Annotated in this window: 16 protein-coding genes; 7 read left to right on the top strand and 9 right to left on the bottom strand. The window is 71.5% G+C overall.

Annotated features, from left to right (window positions below; genetic code table 11):
* Positions 1–101 precede the first annotated feature (101 nt).
* A complete protein-coding gene (locus ACWIX3_RS15695) occupies positions 102–1,670 on the bottom strand; it encodes an FAD-binding oxidoreductase (protein ID WP_448608278.1) in 1,569 nt (522 codons plus the stop codon).
* A gap of 658 nt (positions 1,671–2,328) precedes the next feature.
* Here ACWIX3_RS15695 and ACWIX3_RS15690 point away from each other — a divergent pair.
* Positions 2,329–3,141: an IclR family transcriptional regulator domain-containing protein gene (locus ACWIX3_RS15690; RefSeq protein ID WP_448608277.1), complete on the top strand. Its 813-nt coding sequence runs from the start codon at positions 2,329–2,331 to the stop codon at positions 3,139–3,141.
* A gap of 483 nt (positions 3,142–3,624) precedes the next feature.
* On the opposite strand, the gene ACWIX3_RS15685 is transcribed toward ACWIX3_RS15690, so the two are convergent.
* The 3 genes from ACWIX3_RS15685 to ACWIX3_RS15675 all read right to left on the bottom strand — a co-directional run bounded on the left by ACWIX3_RS15685 (position 3,625) and on the right by ACWIX3_RS15675 (position 6,735).
* Complete coding sequence (locus tag ACWIX3_RS15685; protein WP_448608276.1) at positions 3,625–4,785, bottom strand: acyl-CoA dehydrogenase family protein; 1,161 nt, start codon at positions 4,783–4,785, stop codon at positions 3,625–3,627.
* Positions 4,786–4,788: 3 nt separating this feature from the next.
* A complete protein-coding gene (locus tag ACWIX3_RS15680; protein WP_448608275.1) occupies positions 4,789–6,099 on the bottom strand; it encodes a CaiB/BaiF CoA transferase family protein in 1,311 nt (436 codons plus the stop codon).
* Positions 6,100–6,195: 96 nt separating this feature from the next.
* Positions 6,196–6,735, bottom strand: a complete 540-nt coding sequence (locus ACWIX3_RS15675; RefSeq protein ID WP_448608274.1) for a MaoC family dehydratase — start codon at positions 6,733–6,735, stop codon at positions 6,196–6,198.
* Between the two features lie 237 nt (positions 6,736–6,972).
* Here ACWIX3_RS15675 and ACWIX3_RS15670 point away from each other — a divergent pair, with 237 nt between their 5' ends.
* Complete coding sequence (locus tag ACWIX3_RS15670) at positions 6,973–7,785, top strand: IclR family transcriptional regulator domain-containing protein (protein ID WP_448608273.1); 813 nt, start codon at positions 6,973–6,975, stop codon at positions 7,783–7,785.
* 77 nt (positions 7,786–7,862) lie between these two features.
* Here the strand turns inward: ACWIX3_RS15670 and ACWIX3_RS15665 are convergent, their stop codons facing one another.
* From ACWIX3_RS15665 to ACWIX3_RS15645, 5 genes are all read right to left on the bottom strand, one after another.
* Positions 7,863–9,968: a hydantoinase/oxoprolinase family protein gene (locus ACWIX3_RS15665; protein ID WP_448608272.1), complete on the bottom strand. Its 2,106-nt coding sequence runs from the start codon at positions 9,966–9,968 to the stop codon at positions 7,863–7,865.
* Entirely contained in the window at positions 9,965–12,373 is a 2,409-nt protein-coding gene (locus ACWIX3_RS15660; protein WP_448608271.1) for a hydantoinase B/oxoprolinase family protein, read from the bottom strand. Before ACWIX3_RS15660 ends, ACWIX3_RS15665 begins: the two co-directional genes overlap by 4 nt.
* 249 nt (positions 12,374–12,622) lie before the next feature.
* Positions 12,623–13,621 carry an SDR family NAD(P)-dependent oxidoreductase gene (locus ACWIX3_RS15655; RefSeq protein WP_448608270.1) on the bottom strand — a complete coding sequence of 333 codons (999 nt, stop codon included), beginning with the start codon at positions 13,619–13,621 and terminating at the stop codon, positions 12,623–12,625.
* A 42-nt stretch (positions 13,622–13,663) separates the two neighbouring features.
* The gene (locus tag ACWIX3_RS15650; RefSeq protein ID WP_448608269.1) at positions 13,664–14,989 is read right to left on the bottom strand and encodes a cytochrome P450; all 1,326 of its coding nucleotides are present in this window, start codon (positions 14,987–14,989) and stop codon (positions 13,664–13,666) included.
* Positions 14,990–15,053: 64 nt separating this feature from the next.
* Positions 15,054–15,467, bottom strand: a complete 414-nt coding sequence (locus tag ACWIX3_RS15645; protein ID WP_448608268.1) for a nuclear transport factor 2 family protein — start codon at positions 15,465–15,467, stop codon at positions 15,054–15,056.
* A gap of 407 nt (positions 15,468–15,874) precedes the next feature.
* On the opposite strand from ACWIX3_RS15645, the gene ACWIX3_RS15640 reads away from it, so the two are divergent.
* Genes ACWIX3_RS15640 through ACWIX3_RS15620 form a run of 5 tightly spaced genes read left to right on the top strand, consistent with a single transcriptional unit; the run spans position 15,875 to position 20,988 of the window.
* A complete protein-coding gene (locus ACWIX3_RS15640; protein WP_448608267.1) occupies positions 15,875–17,257 on the top strand; it encodes an MmgE/PrpD family protein in 1,383 nt (460 codons plus the stop codon).
* Positions 17,254–18,465 (top strand): FAD-dependent oxidoreductase, encoded by a 1,212-nt coding sequence (locus ACWIX3_RS15635; RefSeq protein ID WP_448608266.1) that lies wholly within the window; start codon positions 17,254–17,256, stop codon positions 18,463–18,465. Before ACWIX3_RS15640 ends, ACWIX3_RS15635 begins: the two co-directional genes overlap by 4 nt.
* A gap of 12 nt (positions 18,466–18,477) precedes the next feature.
* Positions 18,478–19,260: an SDR family NAD(P)-dependent oxidoreductase gene (locus ACWIX3_RS15630; RefSeq protein ID WP_448608265.1), complete on the top strand. Its 783-nt coding sequence runs from the start codon at positions 18,478–18,480 to the stop codon at positions 19,258–19,260.
* Positions 19,257–20,111, top strand: a complete 855-nt coding sequence (locus tag ACWIX3_RS15625) for an HpcH/HpaI aldolase/citrate lyase family protein (RefSeq protein WP_448608264.1) — start codon at positions 19,257–19,259, stop codon at positions 20,109–20,111. Before ACWIX3_RS15630 ends, ACWIX3_RS15625 begins: the two co-directional genes overlap by 4 nt.
* A 22-nt stretch (positions 20,112–20,133) precedes the next feature.
* Positions 20,134–20,988 (top strand): SDR family NAD(P)-dependent oxidoreductase, encoded by an 855-nt coding sequence (locus ACWIX3_RS15620; protein WP_448608263.1) that lies wholly within the window; start codon positions 20,134–20,136, stop codon positions 20,986–20,988.
* Positions 20,989–20,991 lie beyond the last annotated feature (3 nt).

The following is a 20,991-nucleotide window of genomic DNA, read 5'->3' as shown; positions in this document are numbered from 1 at the left end:
GGGCTGGGCGGGCCTGCAGACAGTGACTTCTGTCGCTCCTGCGGGGAGCCGATCGGGGACCTTCCGGACCGCGGAGGCGGAGCTGCCTCCGTGGACACGGGTCAGCGGTCGTTGCCCCTCTCGATCCCCTGGCTCCCCCAGACGCCGTAGCGGCCCGGCGAGAGGATGCCGCGCGGGTCGACCGCGTCCTTGATCTTGCCCAGGAACCGGTGGTAGGCGCCGTCGTTGAACGACAGATGGCCGGCGACGTCGTCCATGAAGTGCAGGTGAGTGCGGTAGGGCACGTACCCCTGCTCGCCCAGCTCGTTGATCAGGTTGTGAGCCACCGACAGGGCGGCCTTCGTCATGTCCTCGTTCGTCTTGTCGAAGTTGATGCCCGTCACCACCGCCGCAGACCGGGCGCTGATCGCCAGGATCCCGATCTGCGCCAGGAAGCCGTTGGAGACCAGCGTGGTCCGGATGATGTCGACCACCTCGGTGATGACGTCGCCCTTCATGGGTGCCACCGGGGAGACCTCGACGTGCCCGACGAAGGGCGGGAACAGCTCCAGCAGGTCCAGGTGCGGGATGCCGATCTGCACCTTCTCGGTCTGGTTGGTGATCTCGCCGTACTGATCGGGGGTGTAGACAGGACCCTCGTAGACCGACGAGCCCGGGATGCGTGACCAGACCTGGAGGATCTTGGCCCGCTTGACCGCCATGACGTCAGGGTCGTCCCACAGTGCGATGCGCACCGACCAGCGGCCGAGACCGGTTTCCCGCCCGTGGTCGTCGAGCTGCTCGTCGGTCCAGGCGGTGCCCGGCTGCATCGGCAGGTCCTTGATGATGGTGCCGTTCAACGGAGCGCCGTAGAAGCAGGGAACGCCACGCACGAGGCCGGCCAGCATCAGGTCGCGGACGGCGTCGACCGCAGCGCCCAGATCGGTGTCGTGCTCGATGTTGAGCGAGAGGGTCTGGTACGCCTCGGGGGTCGGCTGGAGCCAGACGCCCATCTTGGTCACGATGCCCAGGTTGGACTGCATGAACAGCGGGTCAAGCACCGGTCCCACGCCACGCTTGTAGACGTGCCACGCCGGGTTCCCCGGCTGCGCCCCGAGGCCGGTCCGCAGCAGCTCACCGTCGGGCAGCACGACCTCCATGCCACACGCGGCGGAGAAGTCCTGGCCATTGGCCATGTACGTGACGCCGTTGTCCAGGGAGTTGCCGACCAGGCTGCCCCAGCCGATGTCCGGCACGGACAGGCGCAGCCGGTGTCCGCCGGCTTCGAGCGCCTCGTGCAGGTCGAGCCAGCGGACGCCGGGCTCCACCACGGCATAGGCGAGTTCGTCGTCGATCTCCAGCACCCGGTCCATCCGCCGCAGGCTCAACTGGAGCGAACCCCCGACCCGGGGCGAGGCGCCGCCGTAGCCGTTGTTGCGTCCCTGTGAGCTCGTCGAGAGCGGCACGTCGTACTCGTTCGCCAGGCGCACGACCGCCTGCACCTGCTCGGTGCTCGCGGGCAGCACCACGGCCGAGCCGCGGTACGTGGAATCGCCCGGGATCCAGTAGGGGTCCTGGAACTCCTGCACCTGCTCGTCCTTGAGCAGGACGGCCTCGGTACCGAGCAGCTCCTGCAGCCGGGACACGAGCTCCGTCGGCAAGGTGACCCGGGCAGGCTCGAGCGCAGTCATCGTTGACCTCATTTCCGAAGGTGTGCCGTCGAGGTTGGCACCGCGAGGCTGCCGTCGGTGCTGACTGGCGGATTCTGTCCGGTCCGTGGGCGGCAATGTGCTAGCCGACGTCGGGCAGCCGAGGCGGTCGCTGCGCCGACCCGCTCGCTCGGGCTGGAGGGCCGCTCACTGATGATCGGGGCGGCTTGGGAGCCGAGGGTCCTCGTGCGCGGGACCGCGCCGCTCAGCGTCGGATGCACGAGGGAGGGCGAGACGGCCTGGCGAAGCGCAGGGTCCCGGCCCACTGGGAGGCCACGCCTGCCTCAGCTCCTGGCCGCGCCTGAGCCCATCACCGCGCCCGGTACCCATGACGCCCTGAGCGCGCCTGGTGGAACAGGCCGGCTTCGACGCCGTGCACGTGACCGGGTTCAGGACCACGGCCTTGCTCATCAGGCGACCCGACGTCGGGCTCCCCCGGTAGCGAGAGCGACGACGTGCGGCGGGTCGTCTCGGCTGCGTCCCGGTGATCGCCGACGCGGACGCCGGTCACGGCGATGCGCTGGACGTGTTGCGCACCTGCAGCTCCACGAGCAGGCCGGCGTGGCCGGCCCCCCGCTCCGGGTGAGTGACGTCGACGGCATTCCTGTTCGCTGACCGAACGCATTGCTAGGCTCGGGCCATGGACCCTGCACCTCCCCCTCGAAGCTCCTCGGACGGGGGCGAGCGTCTCGAGCAGCTCGAACGCGCGATGGCGGTGCTCGAGTCCTTCGACGGCGACCACCCCGCGATGACGCTGAGCGAGGTCGCGGAGCTGACCGGCATGACCCGCGCGGCGGCCCGGCGGATCCTGCTGACCCTGCGCTCCCTCGGCTATCTGAAGTCCGACGGCCGGGAGTTCTCGCTCACGCCCAAGGTGCTCAACCTGGGCTGGAACTACTTCGCCTCCCTGGGGGTGGACGAGATCGCCCGCCCCGTGCTCGCCGACCTGGTCAAGCGGCTCAACGAGTCCTGCTCCATGTCGACGCTCGACCTGCCCAACGTCGTCTACGTCGCCCGGGTCCACCCGCAGCGGGTGATGACCATGGGTGGCGGCGTGGGCAGTCGCCTCCCGGCCTCCACCACGGCCGCCGGCCGGGTGCTGCTGGCCGCCCTCGACGACGCGGCACTGGACGAGTACCTCGCCGGCCGGCCCCTGCGGCAGTACACGCCGCGCACGATCACCGACCCCGACCGGTTCCGGGCCGTGCTCGCCGAGGTCCGCGACCAGGGCTACTGCCTGGTCGACCAGGAGCTGGAGATCGGCCTGCTGGCCCTCTCGGTCCCCGTCACCGGCCGTGACGGCCGGACCAGCGCTGCCGTGAGCGTCTCCTCGAGTGCCGCCCGGATGACACCCGCCCACTTCCGCCGTGAGTGCCTCCCCCCGCTGCGCGAGGCCGCGTCCCAGATCTCCGCCGCGCTCTCCCTCTCCGACGCACGCAGCACCATCATCTGACCGAGGCACGCTGACCCATCCAGGAGTCGGACAGCTACGCGCCGGCCGCCGACGAACAGGCAGGTGCCCACACAGCCGCCGTGCGGCCTCCCCCGTCACCGGCGCGTCCGTCAGGCCGCGGGACAGCCATGCGGACCGGTTCACCGGCCCTGCGGGTGTCCGTCCGTAGCCCCGGGAGCGCGCAGTACAGCATCGGCACCGCGATCCCCCCGACCGCGATCCGTGCCGCCCAGTGTCCGGCGCCCGTGTGGACGCTGTTGCCGAAGCCGAGATGGGGCACCCGGGGCCGCCGGAGGAGAGGACCGGGGTGGTGGGTCCGCCGGGTCGGACACCAGTCCTGCCGGCGTCCTCGGGCAGGCCACCCAGCCCCGTGCGCATGGGAGCACAGCAGCCCACTCCACTCCGACGTCGTCGATCGGACCGGGTCGGCCCCGACCCCGTTGATCCCCGGTGGACCAGGGACCGACGGAGGCGAGCGTGCCGTCAGCCGACGACGGTCGTGCCGCTGAGGAGCGACTTGGCCACCACGGTGCGCAGCACGTCGTTGGTGCCCTCCCCGATGCTCATCAGCGGGGCGTCGCGGTAGAGGCGCTCGATCTCGTACTCGGAGGAGTAGCCGTAGCCGCCGTGCACCTTCATCGAGTCGATGGCCGCCTCGAGCGCGACGTCGGAGCAGAAGATCTTGGCCATCCCGGTCGGACCGTCGGCCCGGCCGAGGGTCAGCCGGCTGGCCGCCCAGTAGGCCATCAACCGGGCGGCTTGGACGTTGGTGGCCATCTGCGCCAGCTTCAGCTGGATGGCCTGGAACTGGGCGATCTCCTGCCCGAAGGCCTTCCGCTCCTGGGAGTAGCGCAGCGCCTCGTCATAGGCGCGCTGGGCGACGCCGACCGACCGAGCGGCGATGTTGACCCGCCCCCACTCCAGGGCGGACAACACCTGCTGCATGCCGCGCCCCTCGACGCCGCCGAGGAGGTTCTCCGCCGGGACCTGCGCCCCGTCGAGGAGCACCTCGCAGGACTCCGGCCCCTTGTACCCGACCTTGGGGATGTCCTTGAGCACCGAGTAGCCGGGCGTGCCCTGCTCCACCAGAAGCACGCTCATGCCCTTGTGCGCCGGGGTGGCGGTGGGGTCGGTCTTGACCATCACCGGCAGCGGATCGGCGAACCGGGCGTTGGTGATCCAGGTCTTGGTGCCGTCGACGACGTACCCGCCGTCGGTCTCGCGGGCGACGGTCCTGATCCCCTGGACGTCGGTCCCGGCATCCGGCTCGGTGAGCCCCAGACCGGTGCGGCGCTTCCCGGTCGCGAGATCGGGCAGGTACTTGCTCTTCTGCTCCTCGGTCCCGTGCATGGCGATCAGCCGGCAGGACAGCGAGTGGCTCCCCAGGACGCCGGCGACGCCCATCCAGCCACGCGCCAGCTCCTCGAAGACGATCGCGAAGGCCACCGGGTCCAGGTCGAGCCCGCCGTACTCCTCCGGGACGGTGATCCCGAACAGACCCATCTCCTTCAGCCCCTCGACGATCTCCGTCGGGTACCGCCCGGCCTGCTCGTACTCGCGGGCGACCGGGATGACCTCCTTGTCGACGAAGTCCCGGAGGACACTGCGGAACTGCTGCTGGTCGTCGGTCAGTTCGAAGTCCATCTGTCACTCCACGGGGACGTCGGTGGTCGGGGTGTGCGCGGGCGCCGGGCGCCCGTCCAGGTCGGGGTCCAGGTCCCCGAAGGCCCCGGCCGAGGCGAGGGCGCGGATCCGCTGTTCGTCGTAGCCGGCGACGGCACGCAGGACGCGGTCGGCGTCCTCGTTGCGGGCAGGTCCCCGGCGGTACGTGAGGGCGGCCGGGTCGCCGACCCGTACCGGTGAGGCCAGCGTGCGGACCCGGCCGAACCGCGGGTGCTCGGTCTCCACCACCAGACCGCGGGCAGCGGTGTGCTCGTCGGCCAGGGCGTCGGCGACGGAGTTGATCGGGGCGACCGGGACGCCGGCCGCGCCGAGCAGCTGGAGCCACTCGTCGACCGGCCGCTGGCGGAACCGGTCCTCGAGCAGCGGCAGCAGCGCCTCGCGGTGCCGCTGCCGCCCGCCGAAGTCGCTGAACCGCGGGTCCGCGGCGACCTCGGGCAGCTCGAGCGCATCGATCAGGAGCCGCCAGAACTTCTCCTTGGGACAGGCCACGACCAGCCAGCCGTCGGCTGCTTGGAAGTTCCCGAAGGGGACCAGCGACGGGTGCGAGGAGTGCCGCGTCCGCGCGGGGACGTAGCCGGCGTTGAGGTGCCACGCCGCGGGGTAGTTCAGCATCGTGACGGCCGTGTCGAAGAGGCTGACGTCGCAGTCCAGGCCGACGCCGTCCCGCCGGGCCGCGTGCACCCCCACCACCAGGGACAGCGCGGCCACGTAACCACCGGTCCAGTCCACGAGCGACAGCCCGGTCTTGGTCGGCGGCCCCCCGGGCTCACCGGTGAGGTCCATCCACCCCGCCAGACCCTGCAGCATGTAGTCGTAGCCGGGGCCGTCGGCTCGCGGCCCGGTCATGCCGAAGCCGCTCAGCGAGCAGCAGACGATCGCCGGGTTCAGGTGCTTGAGGTCCTCGTACCGGATGCCCATCTTCGCCGGGACGTCACCGCGGAGGTTGGAGAACACCGCGTCGCTGCCGCGCACCAGGTCCTCGAAGACGGCACGCCCGGCGGGTGAGCGCAGGTCGAGGGACACACTGGACTTGTTGCGGTTCAGCGCCTCGTAGAAGAGCGAGTCCTCGCCCTCGCCGTACGGGGGCACGTACCGGCCGACGTCCCCGCCGGACGCCGGGTCCTCGATCTTGATGACCTCGGCGCCCAGGTCGGCCAGGTGCAGCGTCCCCCACGGTCCGGCGCCGTACTGCTCGAGGGACACGATGCGCACGCCCTCGAGCGGCCTCGGGCGTCGTGTCGCGGGTGCCTCCTCCGCGTCGGTCGGTCGGGTCACGGCCACCGCGCTCCTCTCGATCGACTGGACTTCGCTTCACGAACAACAGGTTGGTGCGACCACGGCAGGCGGCGTGTGGGCTACAACCGCTCCGGCTCAGGCGGTCAGCGGCTTCTTCCCGCGCGGGAAGACGCTCCGCGCGGCCTCGGCACCCCTCTTGTGGACGTAGAAGGTCCGGCGGAAGGACAGCACCTCGTCGCCGTGCTGGTTCAGCGTGCGCGTCTTGATGGTGACGATGCCCGCTCGGGGGCGGCTGCCCGACTCCCGCTTCTGGAGCACCAGCGACTCGGAGAACAGCGTGTCGCCGGCGAACACGGGATGGGTGAGGACCAGACCGTCGAGCCCCAGGTTGGCGAACGCGTTCTGGGTGGTGTCGATGACCGACTGCCCGATGGCGATCGCGATGGTCAGTGTGGAGACGACGAGCGGGCGGCCGAACTCCGACGCCTTGCCGACCTCGGCGTTGAAGTGCGACTGGTTGGTGTTCATGGTCAGCAACGTGAACCAGGTGTTGTCCGCCTCGGAGACGGTGCGCCCCAGCGGGTGCTGGTAGACGTCCCCCGGCTGGAAGTCCTCGTAGAAGCGTCCCTCCCACCCGGGTCGGACGGTCGGGGTCACGTCAGCGTGCTGCGTCATGCGGGAACCGTTCTCCTCTTCTGCGGCGACGGGTCCGCGCAAGGACACCGTAGTTCGCTGACCGTACATTCGTGCGCTGAGGTTAGTCCCGTAGCAAGGGGGGGTCAAGGTCGGACCGTCCCGCTCGGGACGTGGCGCGGTCGGCACCCGCGCGGCACGCCGCTGTCGCGGGCGGCCACCGCACGACTCCGCGGCCGAACCGTGTTCGCTCACCGAACACGCCGCTAGGCTCTGGCCATGGACACTGCCTCCCGTCAACGCCAGGCGCCGGACGGTGGCGAGCGACTCGAGCAGCTCGAGCGGGCCGTGGCCGTGCTGGAGTGCTTCGACAGCACCCATCCGGCGATGACGCTCAGCGAGGTCGCGGAGCTGACCGGCATGACCCGCGCGGCGGCCCGGCGGATCCTGCTGACCCTGCGCTCCCTCGGCTATCTGAAGTCCGACGGCCGGGAGTTCTCGCTCACGCCCAAGGTCCTCAACCTGGGCTGGAACTACGTCGCCTCCCTCGGCGTGGACGAGATCGCCCGCCCGGTCATCGCCGACCTGGTCAAGCGGCTCAACGAGTCCTGCTCCATGTCGACGCTCGACCTGCCCGACATCGTCTACGTCGCCCGGGTCCACCCGCAGCGGGTGATGACCATCGGTGGCGGCGTGGGCAGTCGCCTCCCGGCCTCCACCACGGCCGCCGGCCGGGTGCTGCTGGCCGCCCTCGACGACGCGGCACTGGACGAGTACCTCGCCGGCCGGCCCCTGCGGCAGTACACGCCGCGCACGATCACCGACCCCGACCGGTTCCGGGCCGTGCTCGCCGAGGTCCGCGACCAGGGCTACTGCCTGGTCGACCAGGAGCTGGAGATCGGCCTGCGCGCCATCTCGGTCCCCGTCACCGGGCGCGACCACCGGACTGGCGCTGCCCTCAGCGTCTCCTCGAACGCGGCCCGGACGACGCTCACCCATCTCCGCCGCGAGTGCCTCCCCCCGCTGCGCGAGGCCGCCGAGACGATCTCCGCCGCGCTCTCCCGGTCCGACGCCCGTAGGACCGTCCTGTGACCGACGGCTGCTGACCGGACTCACGGGGCCGGCAGCTCCGCTCGACGACCACCCGTCCGTCACCGTGCGCCAGCCCGCTACACCCTGAGCACCAGGTTGCCGTACTCGTCGCAGGTGACCCACTGCCCCGGGCGGATGACGACGACCGTGTCCGGCAGCTCGACCAGCATCGGCCCGTCGAGCCGACCCTCGAGCCGCCCACCGGAGACACGCAGCACCGGCGTCTCCACGCGGGCCCGCTCCTCGGCCCAGTAGACCGGCCGGGAGGTCCGCTCGACGTCGGTGGCACCGGGCGCCCGGGCGATCCCCGGACGGTCCACGATCCCGCGCGCCCGGAGCACGAAACCGGTCAGGCTCACCCCGCCGGCCCGGTGACCGGAGCCCTCACCGTGCAGGTCGTCGTAGAGCCGGGCGAAGTCCGTCCCGATGCCCTCGACGGCCACCTCGTCGAGCGGCTCCCCCGAGATGGGCACCTCGATGGTGTGCAGCTGGGTGGTGTACTTCATCCGCACCGACCGGTCGATCGCCACCTTGCCGCCCTCGAAGCCCTCGGTGGCGAGGATGCCGCGCGCCTGCTCCTCGAGATCGGCCAGGACCGTGTTCATGCGGTCCGGGTCGACCGGCATCCGGTGCTGCTCCCAGCGCTGGACGACGTGGATGACGTCGGCGACCGTGGCACCGTAGGCCGACCAAGCGGACGCCATGTGCAGCATCGGCACGATCACCTTGCGCACCCCGACCTCACGGGCCACGGCGCCGACGTGCACCGGGCCGCCTCCGCCGTAGGCGAAGACCGTGTACTCGCGCGGGTCGAAACCGCGGAGGATGCTCATCCGCCGCAGCAGGTCGGCCATCTTGGCGTCGATGATCTGGTTGATGCCCGCCGCGGTCTCTTCGAGCGACAGGCCCAGCCGGTCCCCGAGCGCTCCGACCGCCCGCTCGGCCGCCGCGACGTCGAGCTTGCGCCGCCCGTGCAGGAAGTTGTCGGGGTCGATGACGCCGAGGACGACGTCGGCATCGGTCACGGTCGCCTCGGTGCCCCCGTTGCCATAGCACGCCGGCCCCGGCATCGCCCCGGCCGAGTGCGGCCCGACCTGCAGCCCCCCGGCCGCGTCGAGCCAGGCGATGCTGCCCCCGCCGGCGCCGACGGTGTCGACGTAGACCATCGGCAGCGACACCTCGAAGCGCTCCAGCAGCGAGACGTCGCGGACGTCCGGCGTGAGCCCGCGGATGACGCTGACGTCGAAGGACGTGCCGCCCATGTCGGCCACCATGAGGTCCGGCTCCCCGAGGGCCGCCGCCACGTGGGCACTGCCCAGCAGACCGCTGACCGGCCCGGAGTGCACCGTGCGCACCGGCGCGACCTGCGCCTCGGCCTCGGTGATGGCACCGCCGGCGCACTGGGCGTAGAGGATCCGCCCGGTGTAGCCGCGCCGCCCGGCCTCCTGCTCGATCCGCTGCACGTAGTCCTTCATCAGCGGGCCGATGTAGGCATTGACGACGCCGGTCATGGTCCGCTCGTACTCCCCCACGAAGGAGGACACGGAGCTGGCCGCGGTGACGAAGATCTGCGGATGACGGTCGCTGATCAGCTGGACGGCCCTGTCCTCGTGGGCGCTGTTGCGGACCGACCACAGGAAGCTGACGGCGATGGCCTCGACGCCAGCGGCCACCAGCTCGTCGGCGGCGGCGGCGACCTGGGATTCGTTGAGCGGCACCACCACCTCGCCGAGGTAGTCGATCCGCTCGTCCACCTCCCGGATCAGGGCGCGGGGCACGACGGGCTCCGGCTTGTCGCTCCGCGGGAGGTCCCAGATGTGCGCGCCGTCGACGCCGGCCAGCCGGCCTTCGGCCTTCATGATGAGGGTGACGTCACCGTGGCCCGACGTGGTGATCAGGCCGACCTTGGCACCGCGGCGCTCGATGAGGGCGTTCGTGCCCGTCGTGGTGCCGTGGACCAGGAGCCGGCACCGGGCGAGCGCGTCGTCGAGCGACAGACCGAGCCCCGTCGCGGCGTCCTCGATGGAGTCGAAGAACCCACGCGCGCGGTTGTCCGGGGTCGTGGGCGACTTGCCGGGCCGCGCGGTCCCGTCGGGGAGGACGATCGCGCAGTCGGTGAAGGTGCCCCCGATGTCGACGCCGATCACGAGGTCCTGATCGTCGGCGGACTGCGTCGCGGTCATGCGTGACCCTCCTGGGCGGTCGAGAGCGTCGTGAGGTCGATGCGGACGTCGTCGCGCGGCGGATCCTCCGCCCGGCAGAAGTCCTGACCGAGGAGCCCGGCGCACGAGGGGCAGAAGTACTGGCGCAGCAGGATGGTGTCGTCCCCGAACAGGGCCGGGTCCACGTACATCCGGCCGTCCACCTCGTGCGGCGGCCGCTGGCTGCTCGCCGCCCCTGACAGGTAGGGGGCCTCGGCCGGTGCGAGCCAGGCCCTACAGTCCGAGCAGGTCCAGCAGAACGCGCCCTCGACGGACGAGAGGTCGATGCCTCCTGCCGCGCCCGTGAGGACGGGCACGACGTCGCCCACCGGCACCTCGCGCGGCGGCACCGTGGCACCGGCCAGCCGCTCCGACCTGATCTCGGCTCTGCGGCGATCGGTTGCCGCCGTATCGAGCGAGCCGGCCGCGTCGACCACGACGCCGTAGAACCGGCGCGCGGCCTCGACGCTGGTGCGCCCTCCGGCGACATCGCGCGCCACCCGCTCGGGTTCCCGCAGCAGCGGATCGCCGTATCCCCCACCGCCGTTGTACTCGATCAGGACCGCGTCACCCTGTGGGAGAGGCATCAGCGTGGCCTGGGGGTGCAGCCGCTCGAACGCGTCGATCTCGGCCCGGATCTGCTCGCGGTCACCAGGGAGACGGCCGGCGGCCATCGCCTGACCGACGGCGCCCCCCGTCGTCCGGAAGAAGTTGCCGGCGAGCGCGAAGTACCCACCTGCCAGGCCGCTGGCGAGGTTGGCGCTGGGCTCCACGAACACCATCTGCGCATTGCTCATGAACGACTGCGGGTGCGGCACCCACGCCGCGCCGACCCCGTTGCCTCCACGCCAGCGGCCGGGCCCGCCGCTGTCCTGGACCTCGCGCCGGTACAGGACCAGGCCCACGCCCTCCTGCTCGCTGGACTCCACGTTGCCGGCGGAGGTGCCGAGCATGAACCAGGACCCTGCCGAGTCGACCCCGTCCTTGTGGGGGAAGGCGCCGATCGCACCGGCGAGGAGCGCCCCGTGCGTCGAGGCCGGCGGCGCCACCAGGGAGAAGTCGGCATTGAGCCCGAAGCCGATGTCGGCCATGGCGACCGAGAGGCCCCCGGACGCCGTCGCGCGCTGACGGAGCTCCGGTGGCGCGGCGAGGACCATGGAGCTCGCGCACAGCCCGGCCAGGTTCATCGTCACGAACACGCTGTGCAGTGCCGAGGTGGCGGCCGGCGGGTTGGCGCAGTTGCGGGTCCCGAACGTCGGCTGCATGAGGACGTGGTCCGCGATGCCGGCGAAACAGCCTTGCTGGTCCCAAGCCAGGGCGGCGGCGAGCGCAGAAACCGCCGCGGAGCGCAGTACCGAGTACGTCGAGTTCCCTGGTCCCGACTGCGGCGAGGTGCCCTCGTTGCTGCAGATGACGTGCCGGCCCCGCTTGGTGAGGGTGAAGACCTCCTGGTGGCTCTCGCGGTCGACGCCGAGCGCCCCCGTGACATAGAGGCGGCGCGACCACGTCCCGTCGGGGATCCTCTCGAGCCGGTCGCCGACCACACGGGAGGCCTCCGCGATCATCTTGCGCATCACGCCCTTGACCGTGGCAGCGCCGCGCTCCTCCACCAGCCCGGCCACACGGGCGACCATCGCGCGCACGCCGGCGATCCCGCTCTTGACGTTGAGACGCAGCGTCTCGGGGTCCCGACCGTGGTGCACCCAGAGGTCCAGGACGTCGGAGCGGAGGGTCCCGGCATCCACAATTTTCACGGGCGGCGTGGCGGCGCCGTCCTCGTACATGTCTCGTGCGTGCACCGCCCACCCGCCGGGGTCCACTCCCCCGAGGTCTCCCATGTGCAAGGCGTTGTAGACCCAGGCGAAAAGCCTGCCGTCGACGAACACCGGGCCGAAGACCGCGGTGTCCGGCTGCTGGCCTGCCGCCACGTACGGGCTGTTCTGCAGGAAGACGTCCCCCTCGGCGATGCCGGGCGACCCGCTGCGGTTCTCGAGCGTCCACTTGACGACCAGGTCGGCCAGGGTGGAGAAGAACTGGATGGTCGGGCTCACGACCACCGCCTCGCCGTCCTCGGTGAGCAACGCCGTGGCGAAGTCCTTCGAGTAGATGACCGGAGCCGACCCGGTGGTGCGCTGGATGATGTCGCCGTGCTCGAGGTTCTGGTGCCACATCCGCGACCGGAGCACCTGGTAGGTGATCGGGTCGACGTCGAGGTCCGCCTCGGTGTGCAGTGCGAGCGCGGGATCGATGGTCAGCTCGGGGCGTGGGATGTAGGACCGGCGGAGCCCGTCCCACGGCCCGTCCCCGAGCCGGTCGAAGTCGACCTGGGGGTTGCGGACGACGCCGTCGTCGGTCGCGTAGCGGAAGGTGCTCAGGAGTTCCGTCATGTCGGTGTCCTCGTCGCAGGTCGCGCTCGGTCAGGAGGTGTGGTCGAGGCTCCGTGGGACCGACGAGCCCGCGTACTCCACGGCCTCCTCCCACGACGCCCGCCGGGCGATCAGTGGCGGTACTTCGTGATCTCCGTCGGCCGGTCGACCGTCAGCGTGCCGACGAGCCGGTCGTCCTCGCGGTGGGGAGCGAGCAGGCCCCGCTCGTGCCGGTCCTCCACGACGATCTCGTCGGCATGGGGGCGGCGCTCAGGCGCTGGCGGGGGTGGGTGCGGGCAGGGCCTCGCCGCGTTCGACGGCGGCGAGCGCCTCGAGGACGGCGTCCCCGGGCTGGGGCTGGACGTACCGGGTGGAGGGCGCGATGGCGTAGCCGCGGTCGTTCCGGTCGACGTCGGACAGCGCGGCGGACAGGCTCTCGATCGTCCACTGCTCGCCGTCGTTGTTCAGGTGCGTGCTGGCGCTGAAGCCGCTGAACAGGAACAGGTCGTCCCCCTCGACACCGAAGACCCGACCGGTGAAGGTGCACGCGGGCGAGGCCAGGTAGGTGACCACCGCCGACGCGTGCTCGGGCGCGATGCGGTCGAAGCCCTCGTGCACGGGCGCTACGACGTCGGCGAATATCGGCACGGCCTCGGTGAGCCGGGTCCGTGCGATGGGGGCGATCGCGTTGACCCGGACGCCCAGCTCGGCGAGGTCCCCGGCGGAGGTGAAGGTCAGCGCGAGCACGCCGGCCTTCGAGACGCAGTAGGCAGGGGTACCGGGCATCGGGTTGGTCCCGGCCGGGGAGCTGGTGTTGACGATGGCCCGTCCGGCCTCGGCGCCGGCCTGACGCCAGTGCGCGGCGGCCCAGTGCGTGACCGCCGCGGTCCCGGTCAGGTTGATGCCGATGACCCTGTTCCAGTCCTCGCCGGTCTCCTGGTCGATCGGGGCGAACCGGCTGATGCCCGCGTTGTTGACGACGATGTCCAGACGCCTGAAGGCGGACAGCGCGGTGTCCACGACGCCCTTGGCCCCGTCCCAGTCCGAGACGTCGGTCGCGTCCTGGACCGCCTGCCCGCCGGCTGCCTCGATCTCCGCCACGACGGACGCGGCGAGCTGGGTGTCGCGCCCGGCGCCGTCCATGCTGACACCGATGTCGTTCACCACGACGGCGGCCCCGGCCCGGGCCAGGGCCAGGGCGTGGGTCCGCCCCAGGCCGCGCCCGGCCCCGGTCACGATGGCCACCTTGCCCTGCAGAACTCCGCTCACGTCTTCTCCTCGTCCGGTCCGGTCCGGGTTCCGAGCCCGGTGTCAGCCGTTCGCGCCGGCCGGTACCGGAACGTCCCACGCGACCACCAGCCCGCTGAGGACGCTCTGGACCGCTGTGCCCCACATGCGCTGGACCTCGTGCCCCGGGACCCTCCGGGCGTTCGGCAGCTGGTCGAGCAGGGCCTCGATGGCCTGCCGGGTCTCGACCCGGGCCAGCATGGCCCCCATGCAGGAGTGGCTCCCCTTGCCGAAGCCCAGGTGCCTGAGGGCGTCGCGACGGCGCGGGTCGTACTCCTCGGCGCGCTCCCACACCGACTCGTCGCGCCCGGTGGACCACACGTGCACGGCCAGCAGCGAGTCCTTCGGGATGGCGACGCCGTCGAGCTCCGTGTCGGTGACCACTCGGCGGTAGGTCATCCGGCCGACGTGGTCGTGCCGGAGCTCCTCCTCGATCATCGTGTCGAGCATCGTGCGGTCGGCATCGGCCTCGCGCCACAGCGCGCCCCCGTCGTCGAGCATCCGCATGACCATCTGCGCGATGAGGTTCACCGTGGTGTCGCCACCGGCGATGATGGACAGCAGCACGACACCGAAGACCTCGGTGTCGGTGAGGGCCTGCTCACCGTCGACCGTCGCGGTGATGAGGTCGGTGAGGAAGTCCCCCTGACCCCTCGGGTTCCGGCGCCGGTCGTCGATCATGTCGAGCGCGAAGCGGCGGAACTCCGCCTGCTCCCGGCCGAGCTCGACCAGCTCGGCATCGGTGACGGTCGGGTCGCCGAACACCCGCATGCACTCCGCGACCCACCGGTGCAGGTCGTCCTCGTGGGCCCTGTCGATCCCGAGGATGGAGAGCATCAGCCGCATGGGGATCTTGCGCGCGTAGGCGGGGATGAGGTCCGCCTCACCGGACGCCTGGAACTCGGCGATGGTCTCGTCCGCGACCCGGCGGCACAGGTCGGTCGCGCCGAGGGCGTTCCGGCGCATGAACGGCACCTGCGCGAGCTTCCGCACCCGCGGGTGGGTGGTCGAGTTCTGGAACGGGGCGATGGCGTCGGTGGCGAACCCGTCCGGGAGCAGCTCCCGGAGCTCGTCGGGCATCGGCCGGTTGATGAAGGGGATCTGCGCGAAGGTCTCCTGGTCCATGAAGACCTTCGCGACGTCCGCGTGCCTGGTCACGATGTATGCCCCGAGCTGGGGGTTGAAGAAGACCGGCGCCTCGCGGCGGGAGAACGCCATCACCGCGGACGGGTCCGCGATCTGGGCGGGCTCGAGGGGCTCGAAGCCGTGCAGCACCGGGCAACCGCCGGGGCCGTCGTGGGTGATCCTCAGTTCAGGCTTCGCCCCTGCGGCTGCCTGGGTGTCGGTCATCGGTCGCTCCTCGTCTCGCTCGGCTGGGTCGGTGGACGTCGCTGCGGCCGGTCGTCCGGGCTCATCAGGACGCCGGCATGACGCGTTCGAACAGCATTGCCATGTGCTGGGTGTCCATGTACTCGCGATCGGTCCGGACCAGCCCGTCGACGACCTCGTACACGTGCACGTAGCGGTTCTCGTACTCCGTCCCCTCGTGGAACCTGCCGCTGCCACGCACCTCGGCCACGACCCAGTCGCCCTGGGCCACCACGTGGGTGACCTCGAACTGCGGGCTGTCGGCGTCGAACACCGTGGCCACCAGACCCGGCAGCGCGGCCAGGGTGGTCGCCTTGTCCATCGGGGCGGCACCGGGCAGGTGGTAGCTCTGCAGCTCGTAGGTCAGGTCGGGGTGCAGCAGCTCGCCGAAGCGGTCCCAGTCCTTCCGGTTGAGGGCCGCGATCAAGGCGCGGACCGTCTCCTCGTTGCCACCGGCCATCACTGACGTACTCCTCACTCGTGGTCTCGTCCGGGTGGTGCGACGACGCTCGACGAGCCGAATCCGGCCAGGAACCGACGGCATGCACCCGAGACGTCCCCGGCACCACTGTGGACGGGGACCCCGGCCGCTGCGGGCGGTCACGATGCCCGCGCGCTTTGGTCGCTCACGGAACAACTCTTCGCTGAGCGCACGTTATGTGCTCGACACCACTCGGTCAAGGGTCCGCGAAGCGCGCTGCTCCCGCGTCGAGCGGGCGCCTCCTGTCGCACCGGAGGTGCATCCGTAGGGGGTCGGCGACGGGCCATGAACCCACGGCCGCCCAGGGTCCTGCTGCGACCGTTGCAACGCCCCGGCGCCCGGTATACGTTGACAGCACAACTGGGCGGCTAGCGAACGGAGCCGGTGTGGGCACGCAATCCGAGCGACTCAGCGACTTCGTCGCACAGCTGAAGATCGAGCAAATCCCCGAGGCCACCGTGCAGCACGCGCAGCTGCACGCGCTGGACGCCCTCGGCTGCGGCGTCGCGGCGTACGCCTTCGGGGAGGCGTCGTACACCCTGGGCGCCGTGCGCGAGATCGGCGGACACGGCACGGCCACCGCGATCGGTGCCACGGACCTCACTCCGGCCGACGCCGCGTTCGTCACCGGCACGCTGTGCCACGCGCTGGACTTCGACGACACCCACCCCAACTCGGTGGTGCACGTCAGCGCCGGCGTCGTCCCGGCCGCCATCGTCGCCGCGCGCGTGGCTGGCGCGACCGGTGCCGACCTGCTGGCTGCGATCGTCGCCGGCAACGAGGTCTCGATCCGTGTCGGCAACGCGGCGGGCGGCACGTTCCACGCCCGCGGCTTCCACCCGACCGGGGTGTGCGGCGTCTTCGGGGCCACCGCAGCGGCATCTCGCGCCCGTGGCCTGGACGCCGTCCAGACGGCCAATGCGCTCGGGATCGCCGGGAGCATGGCATCGGGGCTGCTGGAGTTCCTCTCCGACGGGTCCGAGACCAAGCGGCTGCACGCGGGCTGGGCGGCGCGCTCCGGACTGACGGCCGCGGCGCTCGCGGCACACGGGGCGACCGGACCCGCGACCGTCTTCGAGGGCGCGCGCGGCTACTACGCCACCTACGTGCACGGTGCGGACAGCGACCTGGGCAACCAGGTGGGCGACCTGGGCAACCACTGGGTCACCGACGAGATCGCCTACAAGCCCTACCCGGCCTGTCACTACACCCACGCCGCGGTCGACGCGCTGGCCGAGGTGCTCGCTGCGAACCCCCTGCGAGCAGACGAGGTCACGTCGATCGTGGGGTTCACCACCGAGACCGGAGTCGCGCTGGTCAGCGAGCCCGTCGCCGACAAGGTGCACCCCCGCACGGCCTACGACGCCAAGTTCAGCCTGCCCTACTGCCTGGCCACCCGCCTGGTCACCGGCAGGCTCGACGTCGGCTCCTTCACGGAGGACGCCATCGCCGACCCGGAGGTGGCCGCGCTCACGCCGCGGATCGGCTATGAACTGCGGCAGTACAGCGTGAAACCCGACTCCTTCAGCGGGGGCGTCCGCATCGAGACGGTCAACGGCCGGGTCCTCGAGCACGAGTTCCGCTACCAGCGAGGCGGTGCGGAGAACCCCTTGAGCACCGACGACGTCCTGACGAAGTTCCGCACGAACGCCGGGTACGGCCTCCCGTCCGAGCACGTGGCGACCCTCGAGCGGTCGACGCTCCAGCTGGCCGGGCTGGGCGACGTCTCCTACCTCGACGTCCTCGCCTCGGCGACCGAGCGAAAGTGAGTTCCCCCGTGCAGCACAGCGACGTCGTCATCGTGGGCGCCGGTCCGGTCGGCGTCCTCAACGCCCTGGGCCTGGCCCGGACCGGGCTGAGCGTCACGCTGCTCGACGCCGAGCCGGCCATCGGCCAGGCGCCGCGGGCGATGGTCTACCACTGGTCGGTCCTGGAGGGCATCGAGCGGCTGGGCCTGCTGGAGGCCGCCAAGCGGGTCGGGTTCACCAAGCAGGACTACTCCTGGTACGTCTACGCGACCGGCGAGAAGATCGACCTGAGCGTCGGCGTGCTCGAGGGGCTCGTCCCGCACCCCTACAACCTGCACATGGGCCAGCACAAGCTCGCCGACATCGCGCTGCAGGAGCTCGGCAGGTTCGACAACGCCTCCGTCAGGTTCGGCACGAGGGTCACCGGCATCACCCAGGACGACGACGGCGTCACGGTCACCACCGAGGGCGCCCAGGGCACCGACCAGCTCCGCGCCTCCTACCTGGTCGGAGCCGACGGTGCCAGCAGCACGGTGCGCAAGTCCCAGGGGCTGGCGTTCGAGGGGATGACCTGGCCGGAGGTCTTCGTCGCCACCAACGTCCGCTACGACTTCGAGGCGCACGGCTACGCGCGGTCCACGCTGCAGATCGACCCGACCTACGGCGCGATCATCGCCAAGATCGACAACACCGGTCTGTGGCGGGTCACCTATGCCGAGCACCCGGACACGCCCGAGGACCAGATGGGCGACCGCATCCCCCAGTGGTACGAGAAGCTGCTGCCGGGCGACGAGGGTTACGAGCTCGACGCCTACCGCCCCTACCGCATGCACCAGCGCGCCGCCTCCAGCATGCGCGCGGGACGGGTCCTGCTCGCCGGGGACGCCGCCCACGCCACCAACCCGACCGGCGGTCTGGGCCTGACCTCGGGGCTCTTCGACACCTTCGTCCTCTACGACGCCCTCGCCGCGGTCGTCAAGGGGACCGCGGACGAGTCGGTGCTCGACCGCTATGCCGAGGAGCGTCGGCGCACCTTCCTGGAGATCGCCTCACCGCGCGCCAGCGCCAACAAGCAGCTCCTCTACCACACCAGCGACCCCGTCCGGCTGGAAGCCGAGCTGTCGAAGTTGCGGGCGATGGCCGCCGACGAGGACGCCCAGCGCACCAACTTCATGTTCACCAAGCAGCTGGAGACGGCACCGCTGGTGCAGCCGGTCGCGACGGTCTGAGGGGGACGCGCCGTGGCCACCCTGCAGGACAAGGTCGTCGTCATCACCGGCGCCGGCCGGGGCCAGGGGCTGGCGGAGCTGCACAAGGTCGCTGCGGAGGGCGGCGTGCCGATCGCGGTCGACCTGGAACTCGGGGACGAGGCCAGGTCGGTCGCGGCGCTCTGCCGGGAGGCCGACGTCAGCGACCCGCACACCTGGGCCGAGCTCGCCGGCAGCCTCGCGGAGACCCACGGCCGCGTGCACGGGCTGGTGAACAACGCCGCCATCGGTGCGCGCCAGCGGCTGCTCGAGGTCTCGGCCGACCAGTGGGACCGGGCCCTGGCCGTCAACCTGACCGCGCCGTTGCTGGCCATGCAGGCCCTCGTGCCACTGATGACCGACGGTGGCTCGGTGGTCAACGTCAGCTCGGTCGCCGGCCTGACCGGCATGCGCACGACGGCGTACACCGTCAGCAAGTGGGGGCTCCGCGGCCTCTCCGCACTGGCCGCGAACGAGCTGGGCGACCGCGCGGTGCGCGTGAACACCGTCTTCCCCGGCTACATCGACACTCCGTTGGTGCGGCAGAACCCGGAGAGCTTCCGGCTCGCCTCACTGGCGCAGATCCCGCTCGGGCGGGTCGGCGAGGTCACCGACGTCGCACCCCTGGTGGCCTTCCTGCTCAGTGACGACGCCAGCTGGATCACCGGCGCGGAGATCGTCGTCGACGGCGGCCAGACCTCGCACGGCGGGACGCGCCTGCTCGTCGGCCCCTTTCCCGCGGCCGGGGACACCGTGACCGGGCACGGGGCCGAGTGAACGCCCCGCTCCCCCGGTCCCACCTCTACGTGCCCGGCAACGCCGGCACACGGCTCGGCAAGGCCTGGGCCAGCGACGCGGACGCCGTCATCGTCGACCTCGAGGACGCGGTACCCGTGGCCGCGAAGCCGTCAGCACGGCTGGACGTCGCCGAGTGGCTGGCCGCGACCGCAGCCGAGCGTGCGGGCACCAGCCGTGAGCTGTGGATCCGGGTCAACGCCGGCGCGGAGGGGCTCACCGACCTCGACGCCCTGGCCGGCGCGGCCGGGGTGACCGGGCTGGTGCCGGCCAAGGCGACCGTGGCCGACCTGCAGACCCTCGCCACCGAGCTGGACCGGCGCCGCCTGAACTGGCGGCTGAGCCCGCTGCTCGAGACACCCGGCGCCGTGCTGGACGCTCGCGTCATCGCAGCGCTCCCGCGCGTCCGCCGGCTCCATCTGGGCGAGTACGACCTCTGCGCGTCCACCGGCACCCGGCCCGGGGCGGACGAGGCCGAGACGGCCTGGGCACGGTCCTGGGTCGTCTTCGCGAGCAGCGAGGCCGGCATCCACCCCCCGGTCGCCCCGGTGTCGACGGTGGTGCGGAACGAGGAGGTCTTCGCCGCGTCCACCGAACGAGCGGCGCGTCAGGGCTTCGTCGGCCGGGCCTGCATCCACCCGGCGCAGCTGCCGACCGTCCACGCGGTCTTCACCCCGAGCCCCGAGGCGGTCGCCCGGGCGACCGCGCTGCTCACGGCGTACGACGCGGCGATCGCCGCCGGCTCCGGGGCGTACGTCGACCAGGACGGTCGCATGGTCGACGAGGCCGTGGCCCGAGCCGCACGGCGCACGGTCGCGCTCTCGCGCAGCTGACCCGGACACCAGGAGGAACGGTGTGATCAAGGAACTCCGGAACCGCGTGGCGGTCGTCACCGGCGGCGCCAGCGGCATCGGCTTCGCGCTCGCCCAGCGGTTCACCGCCGAGGGGATGAAGGTCGTGATCGCCGACATCGAGGAGCAGCCGCTGCAGGAGGCGGTCGCCGCCCTGGGCGCGGACGGCGCGCAGGTGCACGGCGTGCGGACCGACGTCTCCCGACTCGAGGACGTCGAGGCGCTGGCCCAGGCCACCCTCGACCGCTTCGGCGGCGTCCACGTCGTCTGCAACAACGCCGGGGTCGAGAGCGGCGCACCGTTCCTGGACATCCCGCTCGCGACCTGGGAATGGGTGCTGCGGGTCAACTTCTGGGGGGTTCTCTACGGCTGCCGCACGTTCCTGCCGCTGCTGCGGGAGCAGGGCGAGGGGCACATCGTCAACACCGCCTCGACATCGGCGTTCGCCACCGGCCTCCCGACGTTCGGGCCGTACTCGGTCTCGAAGTTCGCCATCCTCTCCCTGTCGGAGAACCTGGCGATCGAGCTGCGCAGCGCCGGCGAGCCGATCGGGGTGTCGCTCCTGGTGCCCGGCATGACGAAGTCGCGCATGCCCGACGCCGAGCGGAACCGGCCGGAGGGGACCACCATCTCCGAGTCCCCTGAGCGACGCAGGGTCCTGGACATGATCCGTGGCGCGATGGAGGACAACGCGCTGGACCCCTCGGTCACCGCGGACCAGGTCGTCGAGGCGATCCTGCACGACCGGTTCTTCATCCTCACCCACCCGGAGGAGAGCCTCGCAGCGCTTCGAGCCCGCCTGCGCGCGATGGAGACCGGCGAGCCGCTGGCGGGGCGCAAGCCCTCGGGCGCGCAGTGACCC

The sequence above is a fragment of the Geodermatophilus sp. URMC 60 genome, from assembly GCF_053502585.1.
This window is presented reverse-complemented; position numbering and strand designations above follow the sequence as displayed.

Excerpts from the sequence above, each read along its gene's own strand:
- ACWIX3_RS15695 (WP_448608278.1), bottom strand. The coding sequence starts at position 1,670 with ATGACTGCGCTCGAGCCTGCCCGGGTCACCTTGCCGACGGAGCTCGTG.
- ACWIX3_RS15690 (WP_448608277.1), top strand. The coding sequence starts at position 2,329 with ATGGACCCTGCACCTCCCCCTCGAAGCTCCTCGGACGGGGGCGAGCGT.
- ACWIX3_RS15685 (WP_448608276.1), bottom strand. The coding sequence starts at position 4,785 with ATGGACTTCGAACTGACCGACGACCAGCAGCAGTTCCGCAGTGTCCTC.
- ACWIX3_RS15675 (WP_448608274.1), bottom strand. The coding sequence starts at position 6,735 with ATGACGCAGCACGCTGACGTGACCCCGACCGTCCGACCCGGGTGGGAG.
- ACWIX3_RS15670 (WP_448608273.1), top strand. The coding sequence starts at position 6,973 with ATGGACACTGCCTCCCGTCAACGCCAGGCGCCGGACGGTGGCGAGCGA.
- ACWIX3_RS15665 (WP_448608272.1), bottom strand. The coding sequence starts at position 9,968 with ATGACCGCGACGCAGTCCGCCGACGATCAGGACCTCGTGATCGGCGTC.
- ACWIX3_RS15660 (WP_448608271.1), bottom strand. The coding sequence starts at position 12,373 with ATGACGGAACTCCTGAGCACCTTCCGCTACGCGACCGACGACGGCGTC.
- ACWIX3_RS15650 (WP_448608269.1), bottom strand. The coding sequence starts at position 14,989 with ATGACCGACACCCAGGCAGCCGCAGGGGCGAAGCCTGAACTGAGGATC.
- ACWIX3_RS15645 (WP_448608268.1), bottom strand. The coding sequence starts at position 15,467 with ATGGCCGGTGGCAACGAGGAGACGGTCCGCGCCTTGATCGCGGCCCTC.